Annotated in this window: 18 protein-coding genes; 10 read left to right on the top strand and 8 right to left on the bottom strand. The window is 39.6% G+C overall.

The window, feature by feature from the left end:
* Nucleotides 1-18 precede the first annotated feature (18 nt).
* From PX700_RS04350 to PX700_RS04330, 5 genes are all read right to left on the bottom strand, one after another.
* Nucleotides 19-507: an FKBP-type peptidyl-prolyl cis-trans isomerase gene (locus PX700_RS04350; RefSeq protein ID WP_415637394.1), complete on the bottom strand. Its 489-nt coding sequence runs from the start codon at nucleotides 505-507 to the stop codon at nucleotides 19-21.
* Between the two features lie 66 nt (nucleotides 508-573).
* Nucleotides 574-2,043, bottom strand: coding sequence for a LysM peptidoglycan-binding domain-containing protein (locus PX700_RS04345; protein WP_415637395.1), 1,470 nt, complete (start codon nucleotides 2,041-2,043; stop codon nucleotides 574-576).
* A 55-nt stretch (nucleotides 2,044-2,098) separates the two neighbouring features.
* Nucleotides 2,099-3,121: an MBL fold metallo-hydrolase gene (locus tag PX700_RS04340; protein ID WP_479519964.1), complete on the bottom strand. Its 1,023-nt coding sequence runs from the start codon at nucleotides 3,119-3,121 to the stop codon at nucleotides 2,099-2,101.
* A gap of 63 nt (nucleotides 3,122-3,184) precedes the next feature.
* Nucleotides 3,185-3,490, bottom strand: coding sequence for a cell division protein ZapA (locus PX700_RS04335; RefSeq protein ID WP_007586447.1), 306 nt, complete (start codon nucleotides 3,488-3,490; stop codon nucleotides 3,185-3,187).
* On the bottom strand, nucleotides 3,490-3,720 hold the full coding sequence (locus PX700_RS04330; RefSeq protein WP_007586448.1) for a hypothetical protein: 231 nt from the start codon (nucleotides 3,718-3,720) through the stop codon (nucleotides 3,490-3,492). Before PX700_RS04330 ends, PX700_RS04335 begins: the two co-directional genes overlap by 1 nt.
* Nucleotides 3,721-3,958: 238 nt before the next feature.
* Here PX700_RS04330 and PX700_RS04325 point away from each other — a divergent pair, with 238 nt between their 5' ends.
* Complete coding sequence (locus PX700_RS04325; RefSeq protein WP_007586449.1) at nucleotides 3,959-4,798, top strand: 23S rRNA (adenine(2030)-N(6))-methyltransferase RlmJ; 840 nt, start codon at nucleotides 3,959-3,961, stop codon at nucleotides 4,796-4,798.
* Nucleotides 4,799-4,902: 104 nt separating this feature from the next.
* Here PX700_RS04325 and PX700_RS04320 read toward each other — a convergent pair whose 3' ends face one another.
* On the bottom strand, nucleotides 4,903-5,721 hold the full coding sequence (locus PX700_RS04320) for an META domain-containing protein (protein WP_479519963.1): 819 nt from the start codon (nucleotides 5,719-5,721) through the stop codon (nucleotides 4,903-4,905).
* A gap of 121 nt (nucleotides 5,722-5,842) precedes the next feature.
* Nucleotides 5,843-6,409 (bottom strand): PhnA domain-containing protein, encoded by a 567-nt coding sequence (locus PX700_RS04315; RefSeq protein WP_479519962.1) that lies wholly within the window; start codon nucleotides 6,407-6,409, stop codon nucleotides 5,843-5,845.
* A gap of 192 nt (nucleotides 6,410-6,601) precedes the next feature.
* Between PX700_RS04315 and PX700_RS04310 the strand changes: the two genes are divergently transcribed.
* The 7 genes from PX700_RS04310 (at nucleotide 6,602) to PX700_RS04280 (ending at nucleotide 15,913) form a co-directional block, all read left to right on the top strand.
* Nucleotides 6,602-7,867 carry an EAL and HDOD domain-containing protein gene (locus PX700_RS04310; RefSeq protein ID WP_479519961.1) on the top strand — a complete coding sequence of 422 codons (1,266 nt, stop codon included), beginning with the start codon at nucleotides 6,602-6,604 and terminating at the stop codon, nucleotides 7,865-7,867.
* A 2-nt stretch (nucleotides 7,868-7,869) separates the two neighbouring features.
* Nucleotides 7,870-8,481, top strand: coding sequence for a paraquat-inducible protein A (locus PX700_RS04305; RefSeq protein WP_415637400.1), 612 nt, complete (start codon nucleotides 7,870-7,872; stop codon nucleotides 8,479-8,481).
* Between the two features lie 99 nt (nucleotides 8,482-8,580).
* Nucleotides 8,581-8,943 (top strand): hypothetical protein, encoded by a 363-nt coding sequence (locus PX700_RS04300; protein WP_479519960.1) that lies wholly within the window; start codon nucleotides 8,581-8,583, stop codon nucleotides 8,941-8,943.
* Nucleotides 8,944-9,201: 258 nt separating this feature from the next.
* A complete protein-coding gene (locus PX700_RS04295; RefSeq protein ID WP_479519959.1) occupies nucleotides 9,202-10,578 on the top strand; it encodes a TolC family protein in 1,377 nt (458 codons plus the stop codon).
* Nucleotides 10,568-12,130, top strand: coding sequence for an efflux RND transporter periplasmic adaptor subunit (locus PX700_RS04290; protein WP_479519958.1), 1,563 nt, complete (start codon nucleotides 10,568-10,570; stop codon nucleotides 12,128-12,130). Before PX700_RS04295 ends, PX700_RS04290 begins: the two co-directional genes overlap by 11 nt.
* An 8-nt stretch (nucleotides 12,131-12,138) precedes the next feature.
* Nucleotides 12,139-15,258 carry an efflux RND transporter permease subunit gene (locus PX700_RS04285; protein ID WP_479519957.1) on the top strand — a complete coding sequence of 1,040 codons (3,120 nt, stop codon included), beginning with the start codon at nucleotides 12,139-12,141 and terminating at the stop codon, nucleotides 15,256-15,258.
* A gap of 199 nt (nucleotides 15,259-15,457) precedes the next feature.
* Nucleotides 15,458-15,913, top strand: a complete 456-nt coding sequence (locus PX700_RS04280) for a hypothetical protein (protein ID WP_415637405.1) — start codon at nucleotides 15,458-15,460, stop codon at nucleotides 15,911-15,913.
* Between the two features lie 181 nt (nucleotides 15,914-16,094).
* Here PX700_RS04280 and PX700_RS04275 read toward each other — a convergent pair whose 3' ends face one another.
* The gene (locus tag PX700_RS04275) at nucleotides 16,095-16,601 is read right to left on the bottom strand and encodes a glycine cleavage system transcriptional repressor (protein ID WP_415637406.1); all 507 of its coding nucleotides are present in this window, start codon (nucleotides 16,599-16,601) and stop codon (nucleotides 16,095-16,097) included.
* 381 nt (nucleotides 16,602-16,982) lie between these two features.
* Between PX700_RS04275 and PX700_RS04270 the strand changes: the two genes are divergently transcribed.
* Both PX700_RS04270 and pstA read left to right on the top strand, forming a co-directional pair.
* On the top strand, nucleotides 16,983-19,217 hold the full coding sequence (locus PX700_RS04270) for an ABC transporter permease subunit (protein ID WP_479519956.1): 2,235 nt from the start codon (nucleotides 16,983-16,985) through the stop codon (nucleotides 19,215-19,217).
* 15 nt (nucleotides 19,218-19,232) lie between these two features.
* Entirely contained in the window at nucleotides 19,233-20,882 is a 1,650-nt protein-coding gene (gene pstA, locus PX700_RS04265; RefSeq protein ID WP_479519955.1) for a phosphate ABC transporter permease PstA, read from the top strand.

Here is a 20,882-nt window from a genome sequence, read left to right as displayed (position 1 = left end):
TACTTCCTTTATTGCTTACTAGTGAGAGTGACCACAGCCGCCTTCAGCGTGCACGTGCCCGTGAGAAACTTCTTCATTTGTTGCTTCACGTACCGATATAACTTCAACGTCAAACGTTAGCGTTTTACCAGCAAATGGGTGGTTTAAATCACAATCTGCGTTAAAACGACCAACCTTAACAATAGTAACCTGATGACGACCTTGGTTAGAGCTAACCATTGCTGTCATACCTGGTTTCCATACTTTAACATCGCCTTGTAGATGCTTTAACGGAATACGCTGAATTAAGTCATCAACACGCTCGCCGTATGATTCACTTGGCTCTAGAGTTACACTAAATTTTTCGCCAGCTTCTTTGCCTTCAAGTGCTTTTTCTAAACCAGGAAGCATGCCTTCGCTGCCATGAATGTAAGTAAGTGGCGCTTCGTTTGTGCTACTTTCAATTTGCTCGCCCGCTTCGCTAAGGGTGTAATGAAATTCAACTGCTGAATTTTTGCTAATTTGCATGCTTGTCTCTTCAAATAATAACTATGTTAGGGCGCAATTTTACGCGAAATATACTTGTTTATAAACTTAACGTGGCTGATTTAGTGTTTTTTGTAAATTTAGCAGAAAATCTTTTTTTGTTGGGGCTGCTTTTTGCTTTTCAGCTTGTGGTATAAACAGTACTAATTGAGTGCCAGGCTTTAAAATACTTGATGCAGAGAGTTTGTTCCATTTTGCCAAGTCGCTATGAGGTACATCGTAAAGCTGACTTATACTCCAAAGGCTATCGCCCGACTTAACTTCGTAATCTATTTCAATGGTGGGAATCGCAATCTCTTGGTGTTCTAAATAAGGGCTGATTTTGTAATCAACAGTTAGTGAGTTAGGTAGCGTTTTGGGTTGCCCAACTAACAGTTTTTCTCCAATGCCTATTAAATTACTACTTTTATTATTGAGTTGTTTTAACGCTTTTACCGACATACTAAAGCGCCTAGCGATACTGTAAAGCGTGTCGTTTTTTTTAACGATGTGCTCTCCAGCAAAGTTTGATTTGAAAAACTGACTTTTTAATAAAGCCTCTTGCCCTATAGGGAGCAGTAAAGTATGCGGGCCATTAGGAGAGCTTTGATTTTTTAAGTATCCTTGATTAATCGCGTGTAACTGCTTTGAGCCTATACCAGAGAGCTTAGCAATAACTGAAAAGTCGAACTGCTGGCCTATATTCATCTGTGTTGTAAATGGCTTATATGCAAGCCTTGGGCGTTTAATGCCCTTTTGTGGGTGCTTAACTAAATAGCTTAAAGCGAGTAATTTAGGTACGTAATCGGCAGTTTCTTTTGGAAGGCTGAGTGACCAGTAATCGGTGCTTTTACCGCGCTTTTTGTTTTTTTCGATTGCGCGTTTAACACGGCCCTCACCACTGTTATAAGCGGCCAAAGCATGTAGCCAATTACCATCAAAACGTTTATGTAAGTAGCTTAAGTAATCAAGCGCTGCATCGGTTGAAGCAAGTACGTCTTGGCGCCCGTCGTACCATTGGTCTGACTTAACACCAAAGTGATGCGCCGTTGCGCCAACTAACTGCCAAACTCCCACCGCTTGCTGCGAAGAGGCTATTGTTGGTCTAAAATCGCTTTCTACAAATGGTAGCAAAGCTAGCTCCATAGGTAATTGCTTTTGCTCAATTTTTTTTACGATATGATACAGGTAAGGCGCTGCGCGTTTACTCACAGTTTGTAAGTAGTTAGGTTGCTTTGCGTACCAGCTGATACGCTTTTTTAACGCGCGATTTTGATAAATCGTAAAGTGTAGATTGTTGGCTATATGCACCCACAGATCGGTGGTTTTAGGTGGGCGCTTTTTTACGACTGTTTTTTTAAATTGAAGTGGCGTAACGTGCTCACTAACTTGGGGCGTTTGAGCTACTTCATCATCCAGCTCATAAGTGTAGTTAGGCTCAAAATGAGTAAATATTTGTGGAGCTTCTTGTGGCTCTTGCTCCGTTGATTGACAACCAAATAACAAAATACCCAAACAACATAAAACCAAACTGCGCATAGTGATCACTTTTATAAATTCCTTTTATTATTTTAACACAATCCGTTGTGTTGAGTTATTCTGCGCTTTTTGCGCGGTTTAGGCCTGCTTGTAAAAAAAAGTTGCTCGATTTTATATTAAGCGCTTCTTGCTTATAAGGCTCAATGACTGATTCAGGAAACGACAACATTAACTGTTCAATACTCTGATCTTTATTGTTTTTAACGTGCTCTGTTATGGCTGTTAAAAATGATAGAGGCTGTTTCAGCTGCTCTTTTGTTAATGTACCGCCGTGCCCAGGTAAAATAATAGTGAGCTTTTCGTCGTTAATATATTGCTTGAGTAACGTTTGCCAACTTTTAAGTTCGCCGTGACCAGGGTAAGGAAGCCAGTCAACGATATCGCCACCAATTAGCACACTGCCATTATTAGTGGTAATAGTTAAATCGCCATTGGTATGTGCCTGTTGAGGTTCAATAGTTATCTCAAAACCACCAAGGTCGATAGTTTTACGGTTATCGATTGTAATTTTAGGTTCGTTAAGTTGATACTCTTGCCAGCGAAAAAGCCGTTTTTTTGCAAGTTCTAACTTATTTCGCCATTTAGCTTGTTCATCTTTTTCTACGCTTGCTAATCGTTGGTAGCTTAGCTCTATACTTTTTTCATAGGTCTCTAGTTTGTCGGTATATGCTGTTTGATAAAGGTTAAAATTTTTATTTACTTGCTGATGAACAATGAGCTTGGCATCAGGATAAAAATTTTGCATAACCGCCATGCCTAATAAGTGATCATCATGGTAGTGCGTGGCAACTAAATAGCATAAAGGTGTTTTAAGGCGTTTCTTTAAATCTTCAGCAAGTTGTTCAACTGCGGCAAAATTGGCGCTCGTATCAACAAGTAGGGCACATTTTTCGCCTTCAATTAATACTTGGTTAGAGTCGTAAAAGCGAAGCTTGTCTTGTTGCTTTAAAAACTGAATATGAGGGTTTATTGTATTCCAAGTGACGGCAGCATAGGTGCTAGGTACTATTGATAATAAAGTGCATGCTAATAGTAAGTGCTTACATGAAGAGGCTATGTTTGAAAGTTTTAACTTCATTTATTATCTCTACGCTGATGTTTAATTACTTTTATAATAAACAAAAAGCGCAGTATGCGCTTTTTATTTTTGGTGTTTGGGGTCATTTGCCAAATGCTGACTGAGTTTATCAATCATTTGGTCTTGATGCTGTTGTTCAACTGTAGCCTGTGTTTTTGCTTCTAGCAATTCGTGGCTTAAGTTTAATGCTGCCATTAGTAGGGCTTTTTGATCGTTTCTAACGGTTGAGCGTTGCTTCATTTGCTCAACTAAGTCATTTAGATTTTTAGCTGCTGCTATTAATGCATCTTCCTGCCCTTCAGGGCAAGCAAATTGCTGCTCTTTACCTAGCAACTCAACAGTGACCCGCTGGTTTTGCAGCTCAGACATTAGCTAGCCTGTTGTGCGCTTTGTAACTTATCAAGAAGACCAGATAAAGTAGTGCTGGCATCTTTTTGCTTTTCTTCATTTTCTAAAGCTTCAAGTTGTAGCAATTCGTTGTCATCGCTTAGTTTAGTGTTCTGTTCTTTTAAAGTAACAACATCTGTTTGTAATTGGTTATTACGTTCGATTAAAGAATCGATCAGTTGTTCGAGTTGTTGAAGAGTAGTGTTATTCATAAAGGCGCTCATATAACTGTAATTAATGTCATGCAAATGTAAAGCAAAGTGTGTTGATTTGCCAGCATTTACGGTGGTTTTAGCTGATTTTTCTTTTGCGTTAAGGGATAATTCAGCATATGGGCTTTTTCATTCAGAAATGGTTCACTTAAACACTCTCTTATCTTGGTGTAAGTTGCCAAAGCCTAGTGCTTATGGTTCACTTACGATATTAAATTGCGTATGGCGAAAATAAATAATGCTTAGTTACAGACACTCATTTCATGCGGGTAATCCTGCCGATGTACTTAAACACTTAGTACTGGCACAAGTGCTAAATTATCAAACAATTAAAGATAAACCGCTTGATTATATAGACACACATTCAGGTGCTGGCTTTTTTGAACTTGCAGCTGCCGATGCGCAAAAAACGCAAGAGTATCAAGATGGTATTGAAAAACTTTGGCATCATAAAAGTGAGCATGCTGAGCTTAATGAATACATTGAATTAATTAAGTCATTTAACGACACTGACGAACTTGCGTTTTATCCAGGTTCACCAAAAATTGCAGAGCACTACTTACGCCGCCAAGATAAGGGTTGGTTTTTTGAACTGCACCCGCGCGATTTATTATTGCTTGAAGAAAACATGCAAGGTAAGCGCTCTATTCGGGTGCGAGGCGAGGATGGTTTTGCAGGTTTAGTTGGTTTATTACCACCAGCATCTCGCAGGGCATGTGTATTAATTGATCCACCATACGAAATTAAAGATGACTACGAAACGGTTGTAAAAACCTTAGTTAAAGCTCATCAGCGTTTTGCTACAGGTACTTACATGATTTGGTATCCGGTAGTAGACAGAGAGCGCATTGATAATATGGAGCAGGGCTTAATTGATTCGGGTATGCGCAACATCCAGTTATTTGAATTAGGCACTGAAGCTGATACAGATGTACACGGTATGACAGCATCTGGCATGATTGTAATTAATCCTCCATGGAAACTAAAACAAACGATGGATGCAATAATGCCTGAGCTTGTTAGTTTGCTAAGTGAGCCAAGTGGCTTTTATAGAAGTGAGCAGCTCGTTGATGAGTAGCTTTAAATAGCAGTTATAATAAGTAATAAAACGCCTAGCTTTGCTGGGCGTTTTATTTAAAGCTTGAACCGATGTGTTAAAAAGTCGCGTTTAATGCGTTGGTATTAATTAAAATAAACCGCATTAAAAGTAGCAAGCGTACTATTACCACTGTCTTTAAGTGTTAGTGACTCGCCTGTTATTTCCCATTTGGAAGTTTTGCTAAGTACTGTCGACATCGCCGCTTCTTGGTCCATATTATCCGAGCACATCTTCTTTGTACTTGCTAATTGGCTGAGTGTAATTGTTTGCTGCTCGGTACTATAACTTCCGCTAAAATTATTACAGCCTAAAAAGCCATTAACACGGTAGTCTTTATCGAACTGAATAAACGGCTCTTTAGTTGTAACATTCACAGTTTGAGCGTTTATTGTTATTGCTTTCCAATAAGTATTAGTGAGCGTTACATCGGGCTTTTGAGTCGATACTTTTGAAAGCTCAATTTTGTAAGGGTCAGTTAGCTGTGAATCGGTAAATGGGTCGTGATTTGTAGTGCTTGTATAAAGCACTTTGTCTTTATTTATAATTCTGGCGCTGAGGCTATAGTGGTGCTTATCGCTAATTTTATTAGCATCATAAACTAGCTCAACAGTAAATGGCGAGGCTTGGTTAATATCAATCACTTCTTGTGTGATTATATCGGCTTTCACATCCATTTTAGATACATTGGAAAGCGTAACTATTAATTGCGAACCAGGGCGAAGTATACTGCGATCTTTATAGCTAGCTTGGATAGTTAGGCTGGTTATTGCTTCTGCAATTTCTGTGTTTTCAGTCGATTTAGTTTGCTCACCGCAACCAGTTACGGCAAAAGCGCTAAGCGCCAATAAGCCAATCCCTGCAACTGCCTTTTTACGCGAAGATACTGCTTGATGCTTTTCCATGTTGGTTATCCTTAATCAATATTATTTCCTTAGTGTATTACCTAGTTACTTAATCACTCCTTAACTTATTTTAAACATAAAAAAAGGCGCATTAGCGCCTTTAATAATTAAAAACAAACGATTATTTTTTAACAAACTTAGTTAAAATCACAATACGCTGGCCATCAACACGCCCTTCAATATGTTCAGGGTTGCTGGTTAGGCCGATATTACGAACAGCTGTTCCACGTTTAGCGGTAAGGCTACTGCCTTTAACATCTAAGTCTTTAATTAGAGTAACAGTATCACCTGCTTGAAGTACTACACCGTTACTATCTACATGCTTTAAGTCGTCATCTTCCGCAAGTGCTTTTTTAGCCCACGTTAGCGTGTCTTCTTCAAGATAAATCATGTCTAGTGCATCTTGTGCCCAGCCATTATCTGGTGCTAAACGCGAAAGCATTCTATAAGCTACAACTTGCACCGCAGGTGTTTGACTCCACATGCTGTCGTTTAAACAGTGCCAATGTGTAGGCGTTATGTCGCTGTTATTCTCGATTTGATCTTTACATGTTTGACACGTATAAATGCATTTATCTGAGTGGGTTTCAGTTACCGGTGGTACTTCGTAAACAGATAAGTTTTCGGTTGCACCGCATAATTCACATTGACTACTACTACGTTCGATTAAGGCTTTTTCAATACTCATGGGGCTCTTTCTAGTTCTGGTCGAGTTAACATTTGCTGCTATTATACTCCAAAATATGAGCTCTGCGCCATTAGTCCCTTAATTTTGTGTGGGTATACGCATAATTTACATATTTCAATTTTGTCTATACGTAGATCTACTACTATAGTTATCGACTAGATTTGGGTTAATGTATTTAAAGAGGCTGTATCATTGAAACCATCAAGTAAAGTTCACGAAGACAAGTTACTAAAGCATCATGTTGCCAGACAGCCTATTCTTAATATTAAAAAAGAGCTTTTTGCATATGAATTGCTTTACAGAGATTCTGAAGAGAATGTATATCCTATAAATATTTCAGATGAACAGGCAACTAGTCGACTTTTTTTCAATACCTTAATGCTTGTGGATTTTGAAAAGCTAACTGCTAAGCAGCGCGCTTTTATTAATTTATCTACGGATGCTTTGCTAAATGACTTTCCGAAGTTGCTCAACCCGGCCGATACGGTAATAGAAATAGTTGAAAGGGCAAGTAATATTAGTTTGATTGCCCAAAGAGTAAAAGATTTAAAAAAGGATGGCTATGTATTTGCTCTAGATGATTATGATGGCGATCCAAAATGGAGTCCTTTATTAGAGCTTATGACTTATGTGAAGCTTGAAATTGATGATCCTGTCGGAAAAACGAATGGGCGCATTAAAGAGTTGAAGTGCGAGTTTCCTAATTTAAAAATTATTGTTGAACGAATAGAGACTTATGAACAATTTAACACTCTCGAAGGTTCAGGGTGTGATTACTTCCAAGGATATTTTTTTGCTCGACCAGAAATGGTTGCTTACAGTGGTATTGAACCATCTAAAGTTACTGTATTTGAGCTTTTACGTTGTACTGCGAAAGAGCACCTTTGCTTTGAAGAGGTACATCAGCGCGTAGCTAAGGATGTAGCAATTACTGCGAGAATTTTGAAGCTGGCTAATTTTCGTATTGGTAATGCTAATTTACATATTACTTCTATCCCTCAAGCAGTGGTTTATTTAGGTGAAAATACAATTAGGCAATTTGTTCGAGTATTAGCGCTTAGTGAGCTGGGGCTCGAGAAGCCTTCCGAATTAACAAAGTTAGCTTTGATGCGCGCGCAATCAATGTCGCTAATATTAACGAAAGTAGATAAGAATTTAAGTCAGCAAGGTTACTTAGTCGGATTGTTTTCAGTACTAGACGCTATTTTAGATACCGAGTTAAGTATAATAATTAAAGAGTTTACCTTCGATTCAATTATTACAGACGCTCTTCTTTTTTCAAAAGGCAGCTTAGGTGAGTGCCTAAAGTTAGTTAGGCTTATTGAGGAAAAAGAATATAGCCAATTAAAGCCCATAGTATTAAAAATGAACTCTGATTTAACAGTAGAAGATGTTTATAGTTTCACTTTAGATGCAATGCTTTATAGTGATGAAATTTTAGAGGCTATTGCAGAATAAATATGCGTAATTGGTTGTCGGTTATAAGTGTAGTGATTGCTCTTTGTTTATTGTTTCCTGGTATTACAAAACCAGTATTAACAATAGAGGGCAATATAGATAAATCAAAATTAGCCCAAGCGGGTATAGAGATGCTGGCTGAAGAAGGCGATGGTCGTACTCGCAGTATGCTAATGATGTTCTCGAACATGCTAGGGCTTGATAAGTTAGAAGGTGAGATTAGCGCCTATAACAAAACACAAAGTATTTTAGGTACAGTTAAAGAGCTTGCTAGTAATAATAATTTATTTGTAGCCGCTTTAGTGGGGTTGTTTTCTATTGTTATTCCAAGCTTGAAGCTGCTATTACAATTGCTTTATTGTTGCCTACCTTTGAATGGGTTTAAGCAAAAGCTCGGTCTGGTTATTTGTGCATTAAGTAAGTGGAGCATGGTTGATGTATTTGTTATTGCATTAATAGTGACTTACCTAGCAGGTAACGCTCATGGTAAAAGTGGTGAGCTACTTGTTATGAATGCCCAATTTGGTGAAGGGTTTTGGTATTTTAGCGCATATTGTATATTTGCAATTATCGCGAGTAACTTAATAAAAACGCCCAGTAAAGTTTCAAAATAACTCTCTAAAAATTTGTGGCAGCTACTAAGTTGCCATATAATCACTGCGTATATTTATTTAAAAGGCATAATGTTGCAACGTTTTTACTCTAGTTTACTCATGATAACTTTGCTACTCACTTTTGTGGGTCAGGCAGTTGCGTCTGTAGCTATGGTATGCGAAATGCCACATATGCCAACTAAAACAGCAATGCATGCCCAAATGCCAATGACACACAGTAGTGATGCAACAGCTGTCGCTAACATGTCTGACAATATGATGCAGATGGATTGTTGCGACGACAAAAGTACGCCACAAAATGATTGTAAATGTCCTATGAGTGGCTGCGCTGCTAACTCAATGCTTAATGTTGATACTTTATTTAGCGTTACTTTACTTGAATCTGAAAAAGTAAATATAAGTGTATTTACTACACAAATTAATATACCTCGTTCACTCTACCGCCCTCCTATGTCTGCTTAATAGCAGGATAGGTGTAATATCAATTTTATTGAAAACATGCTCATTCTAGGATCTAAATACCTCTCTAACTGCGTTAAAAATTACTTATATAAAGCAACTATACTGCGTAATTTTTTCCTTGTTATAGAGCTATTTCCCTATCGCAATAATAGAACATTAATTCAATACAATTGATATATAAAGGTTTTTGTAAAACTCCTAAACACCTTTTTTGCTTCCTAATTTAAGATTTTCTTTTATTTTTAGATGGAGCAGGTGATGAACCACGCTGTAAGTATTAAAGTCGTATTATGTAGTGTTGTGTTATTTAGCACCGCTGTTAATGCGCAAAACAATTCAAATAACCTAAATATCGATACGCTAAAGCAAGCCCGGAATGAGCAAACGCTTAGCTTAACGCAAGCGCTTAATTATGCACTAACGCATGAGCCATGGCTAAAAGCGAGTGGCTACCAAGAAGATGCAGCAATAGCGCAAAGCATTGCCGCAGGCACCTTACCCGATCCTGTTTTAACGGTTGGCTTACTTAACTTGCCTACTAACGGTTATGCGTTTGATCAAGAAGGGATGACGCAGCTTAAAGTCGATTTAAGCCAAAAGTTTAGCCGAGGGGATAGTTTAGCGCTTAAACAAAAGGCATTAGCTCAGTCTGCTCAACAATATCCTTGGCAGCGCGCCGATCGCTTAGCACAAGTAAAAGCAATTGTGATTGAGTCGTGGTTAAACGCGTATCGTGCTCAGCGAAGTATTGCTTTAATTGAGCAAGATAAAGGGCTATTTACTCAGCTTATTGAAATTACCGAAGCAAGCTACGCAAGTACCTTAGGTAAAACGCGCCAGCAAGATATTATTCGTGCGCAATTAGAGCTCACTCGCCTTGAAGATAAACTGGTTATTCTTGAGCAGCAATTTGAAAGTGCTAAAAACCGTTTAGCACAGTGGTTACCTATGAATATGCTTATGCAGCCTTTAAACACCGAGTTTACTAAAACCACAGGGCTGGTTGATTTTGCAAACCTTGAATTTGATAAATTAATACAGTTACTTATGGCGCATCCCGCAATTATTGCGATAGACAAAACCGTAACGGCAAAGCAAACCGAAGTTGCACTCGCCAAGCAAAGTTACAAACCTCAAATGGGCGTTAATGTGGGTTATGGTTACCGAGATGATACGCCTATGGGGGAGTCGCGAGCTGATTTACTTTCAGTAGGATTTAGCATTGACTTGCCATTGTTTACTGATAACAGACAAGATCAACAGGTTAAATCGGCTATTACTAGTGCAGAAGCGACTAAAACACAAAAGCTGGTGGCGCTTCAAAAACTCAAAGGCATGTACTTTAAGGAGTTTAGCCAACTCGCTCGTTTGCAAAAACGCGATGCGCTTTATCAAAATACGTTATTGCCGCAAATGTCAGAGCAATCTCAAGCAACATTAAATGCTTATACGCGCGACGATGGAGATTTTTCGGACGTGATGCGCGCGCGTATTAGTGAACTTAACGCCAAAATAGACGCGCTTAATATTCAAGTAGATCAACATATTATTACCGCTCGCCTTAATTATTATGCAAGTAGCTTAGACCCCCAAGTAATGAGCGATCAAACTGGAGAATTACATAGTGAATACTAATTTAAAGTTATTTGTTGCCGCTTTAGTGGGCGCAGGCGCCTTTGGGTTAATAGGCGGCTTAGTAATGCAGTTTTTACCTAGCAATTCGGCAATGAATGAACAACAAAGTGCTGAAAAACAGCCCTTATATTGGGTAGCCCCTATGGATAGTAATTACAGGCGTGACGTGCCAGGGCTGTCCCCAATGGGAATGGATTTAGTCCCTGTATATGAAAACGATAGCAACGCTCAGGATGGACCAGGTGCTGTCACTATTTCGCCTGCAGTCGTTAATAACTTTGGTGTAAGAACTGCCAAAGTAGAGCTTAAAACACTTCACAGCGATATAAATACTGTGGGGTATGTGCAATATAACCAAGACCAACTTATTCACATTCATCCGCGTGTAGAAGGCTGGATTGAAACTTTATACGTTAAAGCACAAGGCGCAGAAGTTAAAGCTGGTGAGCCTTTATATACATTGTATTCACCACAATTGGTGAACGCACAGGAAGAGCTTTTATTGGCAGTTAATCGTAATAATACCGTGTTAATTCGCGCTGCAAAGGCACGTTTAGAGTCGTTAAATGTGTCGGATGGATTTATTGAACGCCTACAAAAAAATAAAAAGGTAATGCAAAATATTACTTTTTACGCAAAGCAAAGTGGCGTCGTAGATGAGCTAACAGTACGAGAAGGCTTTTACGTTAAACCAGGCACATCAATGATGAGCATTGCCCAGCTTGATGAAATTTGGGTAGAGGCGGAGGTGTTCGAGCGCCAATCAGAACAAGTGAGTGTTGGGTTGCCCGTTACAATGACGCTTGATTACTTAAAAGGTCAAAAGTGGGAAGGTAAGGTTGATTACATTTACCCCGCGCTTGATGCTAAAAACCGAACTTTGCGTGTAAGGCTTAGGTTTAATAACGCAGATCATCGGTTAAAACCAAATATGTTTGCACAAGTGAGCATTCACGCTAAAGCGAGTAAGGCGCAATTTACAGTACCGAACGAAGCGGTAATTCGCACGCAGCATCAAAACCGTGTGGTTATTGCATTAGGTGAGGGTCGTTTTAAATCGGTCGAAGTTGAAGTTGGGCAAATTAATAGTAATGAAGCGGTCATTTTGTCAGGTGTAATGACAGGTGACACGGTAGTGACCTCAGCGCAATTTTTAATAGACTCTGAGTCGAGTAAAAGCTCCGACTTTAAACGAATGGAAATGCCTGGCTCTGGTATCAGCTCTGGTATGAGTTCGGATTCTGGTTCAGGCTCGAATATGAACATGGATATGCAGCCACAAAGCGCCACGGTTAACGGTACTATTAATGCCATAGGTACACAAAATCGCACTATTAATATTAGCCGAGAAGCCATTGAAAAATGGAATCGAGAACCCGCGACAATGAACTTTGTATTAGCGCCAGACATAGACATTACTCAGTTTGAAAATGCCCAGTATATTAATTTTACTTTTAGCATTATTAACGATGAATTTGTAATTACTAAAGCGCAAAACGCAGAGCCGATTGATCATTCTACTATGCAACCTATGCAACATAGTTCTCACTAGGAGCCATTATGATAACTGCCATTATTCGCTGGTCTGTTAGCAATCGCTTTTTTGTGTTGCTGCTTACATTAATTTTACTGGGTGGAGGAGTGTTTGCACTAAAAAACACTCCCGTGGATGCCTTGCCTGATTTATCTGATGTTCAGGTCATTATAAAAACTACTTACCCGGGGCAAGCGCCGCAAGTAGTGCAAGACCAAGTCACATTCCCGCTCACCACAGCAATGCTTTCTGTGCCGGGTGCTCAAACTGTAAGGGGGTTTTCGTTTTTTGGTGACTCATACGTTTACGTTATTTTTGACGAAAAAACCGATTTGTATTGGGCGCGTAGCCGAGTACAAGAATACCTAAGCCAAGTAGCGAGTAGATTACCCGATAGCGCTACGCCAGAGCTTGGCCCTGATGCAACAGGCGTAGGTTGGATTTACTTATACGCACTAATTGATAAAACAAATAAACACGATATTAGTCAGCTACGAAGCTTACAAGATTGGTTTTTAAAGTTTGAGCTACAAACCGTGCCCGGTGTATCTGAAGTGGCTGCTGTTGGTGGCATGGTTAAGCAATACCAAGTCAATGTAGAGCCCGATAAATTACGTGCATATGGCATTCCGCTTAGCCTTATTCAAACAGCTATTCAACAAGGCAACCAAGAGATGGGCGCCTCAGTAGTTGAAATGGCTGAAGCTGAGTACATGGTAACAAGCACGGGTTACATTAAAAGTGTTGCCGACTTAGAAGCGATTCCACTTGGTGTAAATGCCAACGGTACTGCGCTGCAATTACGTGATGTAGCCGATATTAGAGTCGGGCCGCAAATGCGCCGTGGTATTGCAGAGCTAAATGGCGAAGGGGAGGTAACCGGCGGCATTGTTATTATGCGCTATGGCGAAAATGCACAAAAAACCATTGAGCTCGTAAAAGCAAAATTAGAATCGCTTAAAAAGGGATTACCAGAGGGCGTTGAAATAGTCCCTGTATACGATCGCTCCAACTTAATAAATAACGCGGTAGATAACCTAACAAGTAAGCTAATTGAAGAGCTTATTGTAGTTGCCTTAGTGTGTGTGGTGTTTTTGTTTCATGTGCGTTCATCGCTTGTGGCGATTATTACGTTACCGCTTGGGATTTTAACGGCATTTATAATTATGTATTGGCAGGGGATTAACGCCAACATTATGTCTTTAGGGGGAATTGCAATAGCGATAGGCGCAATGACCGACGGCGCTATCGTCATGATTGAAAATATGCATAAGCATATGGAAAAAAAACCACTCACCGACGAAAACCGCTGGGAAGTAGTTGCTAAATCGGCAAGTGAAGTAGGGCCTGCATTATTTTTCAGTTTATTAATTATTACCGTCAGCTTTATGCCGGTATTTATTTTAGAAGCGCAAGAAGGACGTATGTTTGCGCCACTGGCTTACACTAAAACCTATGCTATGGCTGCGTCTGCTGGGCTTGCGATCACCTTAGTGCCGGTATTAATGGGTTACTTTATTAGAGGTAAAGTCATTTCGGAGCAAAAAAATCCAGTTAACCGATTACTCGTTGCAGCGTATCGCCCGCTACTTAGCTGGGTGCTTAAATTTCCAAAAATGACATTGGTACTTGCGGTGGTTGTTTCTGTTATTGGCTTTTATCCGGTAAACAAAATAGGCAGTGAATTTATTCCGCCACTTGATGAGGGCGATTTAATGTATATGCCCACAACGTACCCTGGTTTATCGGTAGGTAAAGCGCGCGAAATACTACAACAAACCGACAAGTTAATTGCCACAGTACCCGAGGTTAAAACAGTATTTGGTAAAGTTGGGCGAGCAGAAACTGCAACCGATCCTGCGCCGCTTACAATGATAGAAACATTTATACAGTTAAAACCAAAAGACGAATGGCGCGAGGGTATGACTCTTGAAAAACTTAAAAAAGAACTCGACGGTTTGGTTAAGTTTCCGGGGTTGACGAATGCGTGGGTAATGCCAATTAAAACACGTATCGATATGCTCGCAACCGGTATTAAAACTCCCGTGGGCATTAAAGTTGCGGGACCAAAGTTGAGTGAAATTCAAAAAATTGGTCAACAAATAGAAGTGTTTTTAAAAAATGTGCAAGGCACCGCATCGGTTTACTCAGAGCGAGTAGCCGGTGGACGTTATATAAAAGTAGATATAAACCGAGAAAAAGCCGCGCGTTATAGCTTAAATATTAGCGATATACAGCAGGTTGTATCTACTGCTATCGGCGGTACAAACGTAACGCAAACAGTGGAAGGGCAAGAGCGCTACCCAGTTAATTTGCGTTACCCGCAAGCATACAGAGATTCGCCAGAGGAGCTAATGTTATTACCTATTGTTACTCCTTCTGGGCAGCGTATAGCACTTGCTGATGTAGCAGATGTATTTATTGAAGATGGACCGCCGGGTATAAAAAGCGAAAATGCACGTTTAAACGGTTGGAGCTTTATTGATATAGATGGAGTTGATATAGGTACTTACGTTGAGCACGCTCAGGAAGTGCTCGATAAAGACCTAATACTACCAGCTGGCTACTCAATTACGTGGGCTGGGCAGTATGAATACATGCAGCGCGCTAAAGACAAACTGACTTATGTATTACCACTTACATTAGCGATTATTATTGTACTGCTTTACCTTAATTTTAGAAGCTTTGCTGAGGTCACTATTATTATGGCCACGCTACCATTGGCAATGATTGGTGGCGTATGGCTAATGTATGTAGAGGGCTTTAACTTTTCAGTTGCAGTCGGTGTAGGCTTTATTGCCTTAGCAGGGGTAGCGGTGGAAATAGGGGTCATTATGCTGGTGTATTTAAACCAAGCCTATCAAGAAAAATGCCTCGAAGCAGAACAAGCCGGAAAACCGCTTAGTTTAGTGCAATTACAGCAAGCTATTATTGAAGGTGCAGGGCTTCGAGTGCGACCAGTAATGATGACGGTCGCGACAATTATTATTGGTTTGCTGCCTGTGCTGTATGGCACGGGCACCGGAAGCGAAGTAATGAGCCGAATAGCAGCGCCTATGGTTGGCGGTATGGGCAGTGCAATTGTACTCACCTTACTTGTTATTCCTGCTGTTTACTTGCTGTGGCGCAAACAAGGACTTAAATAATATAAAACAACAAGACGATAGAGCAATGCTGTTACTACTCACGCATTGCTCTATAAAAATTACCTATAATTTGTAAGTTGTTCTATTAAATAGCTAACTATTACTCATATTTTAATTAACCAACTGTTTTTAAATAGCTTTTTAATTGGCATGCTTTACGCAGTGTATTACCTATACAGTCAACAAGTAAGGAATGCACATGCAAGTTAAAACAATTAAAGAGGTATACGATTGGACCGTTTTGTTTCATACGCAAATGGCGGCTAATTTTTATAGCGTAAAGGATTTACTCGATGAACATAACGCAATGCTGGTGGACTACTACCTAAATTACGAAAAAAAACTCGCTGAAGATTTAGTTGGCTTTAAAGCTATTACCGAAATTAATACGCTTGATACCTACAGCTACGAATATTTTGCTAAAAATCCTGAGTTAATTACTTTTGAAGACATTAGTAAAGACCAGCAGTTTGATGAGCAAGTTATACAAGCTTATTTATCAGAGCAGCATCAAAAAGTAATTGAGTTATATGAGTACCTACTTGAACGAGCTGAAACCGAAAGTGGGCAAGAAAAGCTTCAACAAATACTAGAGCTTGAAAAGCAAGGTATTAAACAAATGATGCAAAGCACTAATCGACATATGGATATGTAGCTTTATAAAAGAGCGGGGTTACTGAGTTTATCTCGCTCTTATTAGCTTTAAGGTGATTATTTAAAATAGCTGATGCTTGCATCGGCTTATTTTATGTCTGCGTTAAATAATCTGCAGAGCATTTTGATAAAATTAGTTAGAATGAGATGCGTGTCAGTTGTATGGCACGCACAAATTAAGGTTAAACTTCTTCCGTATCTACAATTAAATCACTTGTAATTGATTCCAGCGCTTCAATCACTTCGTCTTTATCCATACCATTTGGCAAAGTAACGGTAGCAACAGCGCTAAAAATAGGCACTCCCCAATTAGGTGCACTTTGCTGCCTTGAATTTAAGTGAGTAATATTAGCGCCTTTATGGCGTATTACACTTGCCAACTCTTGAACAATACCAGGACGGTCGTTGCCTGTTATAACTAGATTAATTTGCTCTAGCGTTGATGGTTCAATCTCTGTGTTTCCAGTTTCAATACGAACGTCTAACTTAGGTAACTTATTTAAAGCACTTTGTAATGATTGAAAATGCTCCTCAGCAACTTCAAGTTGAATAATACCTGCAAAATGACCTAATAAATGGCTCAAGTTACTGCTTAGCCAGTTACCATGATTTTGTAATACGACTGACGAGATGCTCTCTACTAAACCTGGGCGATCTTGCCCTAAAATAGTTATAACCAACTGCTTCATAAATGATTCTCTTTTTAAGCCCAAAGAAAGTAAATGCGTAGGCATTAAGTGTGTTGTTTGAACAAAATTGTGTGTGATTGTGCTTTATATAAATCTTTGATTTTAAATTAATAAAAATGAATATAGTTGTATTGACTATACGCAGTATTAATAGTCATTATTATTTACTAAGTACTCTTTTAGTATTGACCTCGATAAATACTTTGTCCAATTATTTTATGATTTAGTTCACTCATAAATCTTCAATTTGAAGCTTATTTAGACATTTTATCCGCTAGTTTTATTTAAAATCGTTTTAAAGTGCTTATTATTACTGCTGTAACATTACTGTCATCTTGATGAAATATAATTTATACAACGTTAAGATTTAAGGGTGTTTTGATGACTTCAAATCCGAATAAACCGACTTTTAATACGGATCGAAGCCGTCTATTTAAAGATCGGTTTGCCAAGTTTGGTATAACCGCAGGTGGGATAATGGTATTGGTAGCACTGCTATTAATATTCTTTTACCTTCTTTATGTAGTACAGCCAATTTTTGAATCAGCAAAAGTAGAAAAACGCGATAGCTTTCATGTTGCTAATTCACAGCAAATAGCAGGCTTAGGCGTAGAAGAGCAAACTGAAGTTGCTTATTTACTGAGTCAGCAAGGGCAGGTTGATTTTTATAGTGTTGAGTCAGGAAGTTTTGGTAAAAAACTCAAAACGCTTAACGCAGAGTTACCAAGTGATGCAACAAGCTTTGCGACTAGTGCGCCTTTTCAAGGGCATTATGCGTTTGGTTTAGAAGATGGCACGGTAATGGTTGTTGCACCTAAATTTTTGGTCACCTTTCCTAATAACGAGCGTAAATTAACACCTCGTTTAGGTTTTCCTCTTGGAGAAGCAGCTTTAGAAGTAGATGAGCAAGGTGCTGCCATTAAACGCTTTGCATTTAGTCACTATGAAGACAAAACAGCGGTTGTAGCACTTACAGAGGACAAGCGTGTTCTGTTTAGTAGTTTTGTTGCTGAAGAAAACATGTTTACCGGTGAAGTTGAATGGGTTATTGAACGCACCGAGCTTGATGTTGAAGGACGTGTAGACGAGTTATTAATATCGCCAGATACAACACGTACTTTTGTACGTTCTGCCAATCAAGTTTACGTATACGATACACGTGACCCAAGTGATGTAGAGCAAATTCAATTGCTTTCGGCTAACGAAGAAAATGCAAATATTGTATCTGCACAACTGCTAGCGGGCGCAAACTCACTCATGCTTGCTAATGATAACGGCGAGGTTTCGCAGTGGTTTGAAGTAAACACTGATACTGGCCGTGAATATCAAAAAATACGTTCATTTGAAACAACTAAGCAAAGTAAGCTAAATATATTTACAGAATTTTATCGTCGTACTTTTTTTACTACCAGCAGTAATGGTGAGCTAGGTGTGTACTACACAACGAGCGAAGCAAAGCTCTGGCAAGGTAGAGTAAGTGAAGGCGCTATAGAGAACTTTGCAATTGCACCGCGCTCAAACGTTGCACTTATACTTGCTGATAACAAATTAACGGTTCTTGAAATTCATAATGAGCATCCAGAAGTTACTTGGTCGGCACTTTGGCAAGAAGTATGGTACGAAGGTTACCCAGAGCCAGGTTATATTTGGCAGTCAACATCAGCTAGTGATGACTTTGAATCTAAGTTTTCATTAGTGCCAATTTCGTTTGGTACGTTAAAAGCAGCCCTTTACGCGATGTTATTTGCAGTGCCTATTGCGCTTTCAGCGGCTATTTATACGGCTTACTTTATGTCGAGCGAATTGCGTAAAGTGGTTAAACCTACAGTTGAAATAATGGAAGCATTACCAACGGTTATTTTAGGTTTTTTAGCGGGTCTTTGGTTAGCACCGTTAATAGAAGAGCACTTACCGGCCATTGTTGGATTGCTCGTACTATTACCGCTAAGTATGCTAGCGACTGGTTTCGCTTGGACTAAATTACCAGCAAAAATTCGCCACAAAATTCCTGAAGGTTCTCATTCCATTATCCTTATTCCGGTCGTTTTATTGATTGGTTGGTTTTCGTTTGCGATGAGTGGATTTGTTGAGCTTTGGATGTTTGACGGCAATGTGCGTCAGTACTTAACAAATGAGCTGGGTATGACATTCGATCAACGTAACTCACTTGTTGTAGGTATTGCGATGGGTTTTGCGGTTATTCCTACCATATTCTCTATTGCAGAAGATGCTGTATTTAGTGTACCTAAACACTTATCAAACGGCTCATTAGCATTAGGTGCAACGCAGTGGCAAACACTAATACGCGTTGTATTACTAACAGCAAGCCCAGGTATTTTCTCTGCGGTAATGATGGGACTTGGGCGCGCCGTTGGCGAAACCATGATTGTACTTATGGCCACGGGTAATACACCGATTATGGATTGGAGTATTTTCCAAGGCATGCGTACGCTTGCGGCAAATATTGCAGTTGAAATGCCAGAGTCTGAAGTGGGCAGTTCGCACTACAGAATATTGTTCTTAGCAGCCTTTGTACTATTCATATTCACATTCATTTTTAACACAGTCGCTGAGTTTGTTCGCCAGCAACTGCGTGAAAAATACAGCTCGATGTAAGCGGAGAGACACGACATGGTAAAGCAGTGGTTTAAGTCTGGTTCTCCTTGGATTTGGATGACCGGTGGTGCAGTGAGCATCAGTTTGATTTCAGTTTTAGGCTTATTAGCAATGATAGCCTGGAAGGGATTAAGTTTTTTTTGGCCTTCAGAAGTTGTGCAGTTTGAACTTGAAGGGTCAATTGCAAAGCAAACCGTTATTGGTGAAGTTTACGACCGTGAATTAGTGCCAAAATCGCGTTTAGCGGCAACAGGTATTGACGTTAGCGGGTTTGAAAAAGAAGAAATAGAGCGTTTACTTATTAAAACAGGTAACCGTGAGTACGTAGATTTAGATTTTCGTTGGATATTAGAAACCGACATAACAAATAAAACAGCACCAGCGGCGCTTGCTGTGTTTGAGCGTAGTAAAAACGGTAACTTTTATGGTTATGTTGAAAATGTTATTAAAGACGGTCAACCGGTTAATGGCGATAAAATAGAAGCGCTACATGAACTTGTAGAGCGTGCTGTTGATTTGAACGACGAAGCACTTGATTTGCAAAATGGTGACATTGGGCATATTAACTACGCACTTGAACGCCTTCGTTTAAAAGAAAAGGGCTACTTACTCGATAACTCACTTACTGATGAGCGTGTTGCTGAACTAGCTCAAGAGCGTGCTGAATTACGTGCAGAATATGGTGTACTTGAAAAAGATTTATTTGCACTACGCAAACAAGCTAAGCGTGACCATGTAACTGTAAAAGATATGCGCGGCGAAATTGTAACGATTCCAATGTACCAAGTCCTTGATGTTTGGTTTCCAAACGACATGGGCTTTTTTGCAAAACTAGGTCATTACTTTGTGCAGCTAGGTAAGTTTGTATCTGATGACCCACGAGAAGCAAATACAGAGGGCGGTGTTTTCCCTGCTATATTTGGTACTGTATTTATGGTTATGTTGATGGCTGTAATAGTAACGCCGTTTGGTGTGGTTGCAGCAATTTACTTACACGAATATGCCGCTAAAAATGCAGTGACTAAAATGATTCGTATTGCAGTAATTAACTTGGCCGGTGTTCCATCAATTGTATACGGTGTATTTGGCCTCGGCTTTTTTGTATATATGCTAGGTGGCAGCTTAGACCAATTATTTTATCCTGAATCGTCGCCAACGCCAGTATTTGGTACGCCTGGTGTTATGTGGTCAGCGTTAACGCTCGCTATACTTACTCTGCCAGTTGTTATTGTATCGACTGAAGAAGGTTTATCTCGTATTCCAAGTACGGTTCGTGATGGTTCGCTAGCGCTAGGCGCAACAAAGGTTGAAACGTTATGGCGTATCATTATTCCAATGGCAAGCCCTGCAATTATGACCGGTTTAATATTGGCAGTTGCGCGTGCTGCAGGTGAAGTTGCACCATTAATGTTAGTGGGTGTTGTAAAAATGGCCCCTACATTACCACTTGATGGCAACTTTCCGTATTTTCACTTAGATAGAAAGTTTATGCACTTAGGCTTTCATATATACGATGTTGGCTTTCAAAGCCCTAATGTTGAAGCGGCACGTCCGCTGGTATACGCAACGGCCTTTTTATTGGTGTCGGTGATTATTACCTTAAACATAACGGCCATTGGTATACGTAACCATTTACGTGAAAAATTCAGATCGCTTGAACACTAA

The organism is Pseudoalteromonas sp. TP27 (assembly GCF_056470645.1).
The sequence above is the reverse complement of the archived record's forward strand: the minus strand, read 5'-3'. Positions and strand labels throughout refer to the sequence as shown.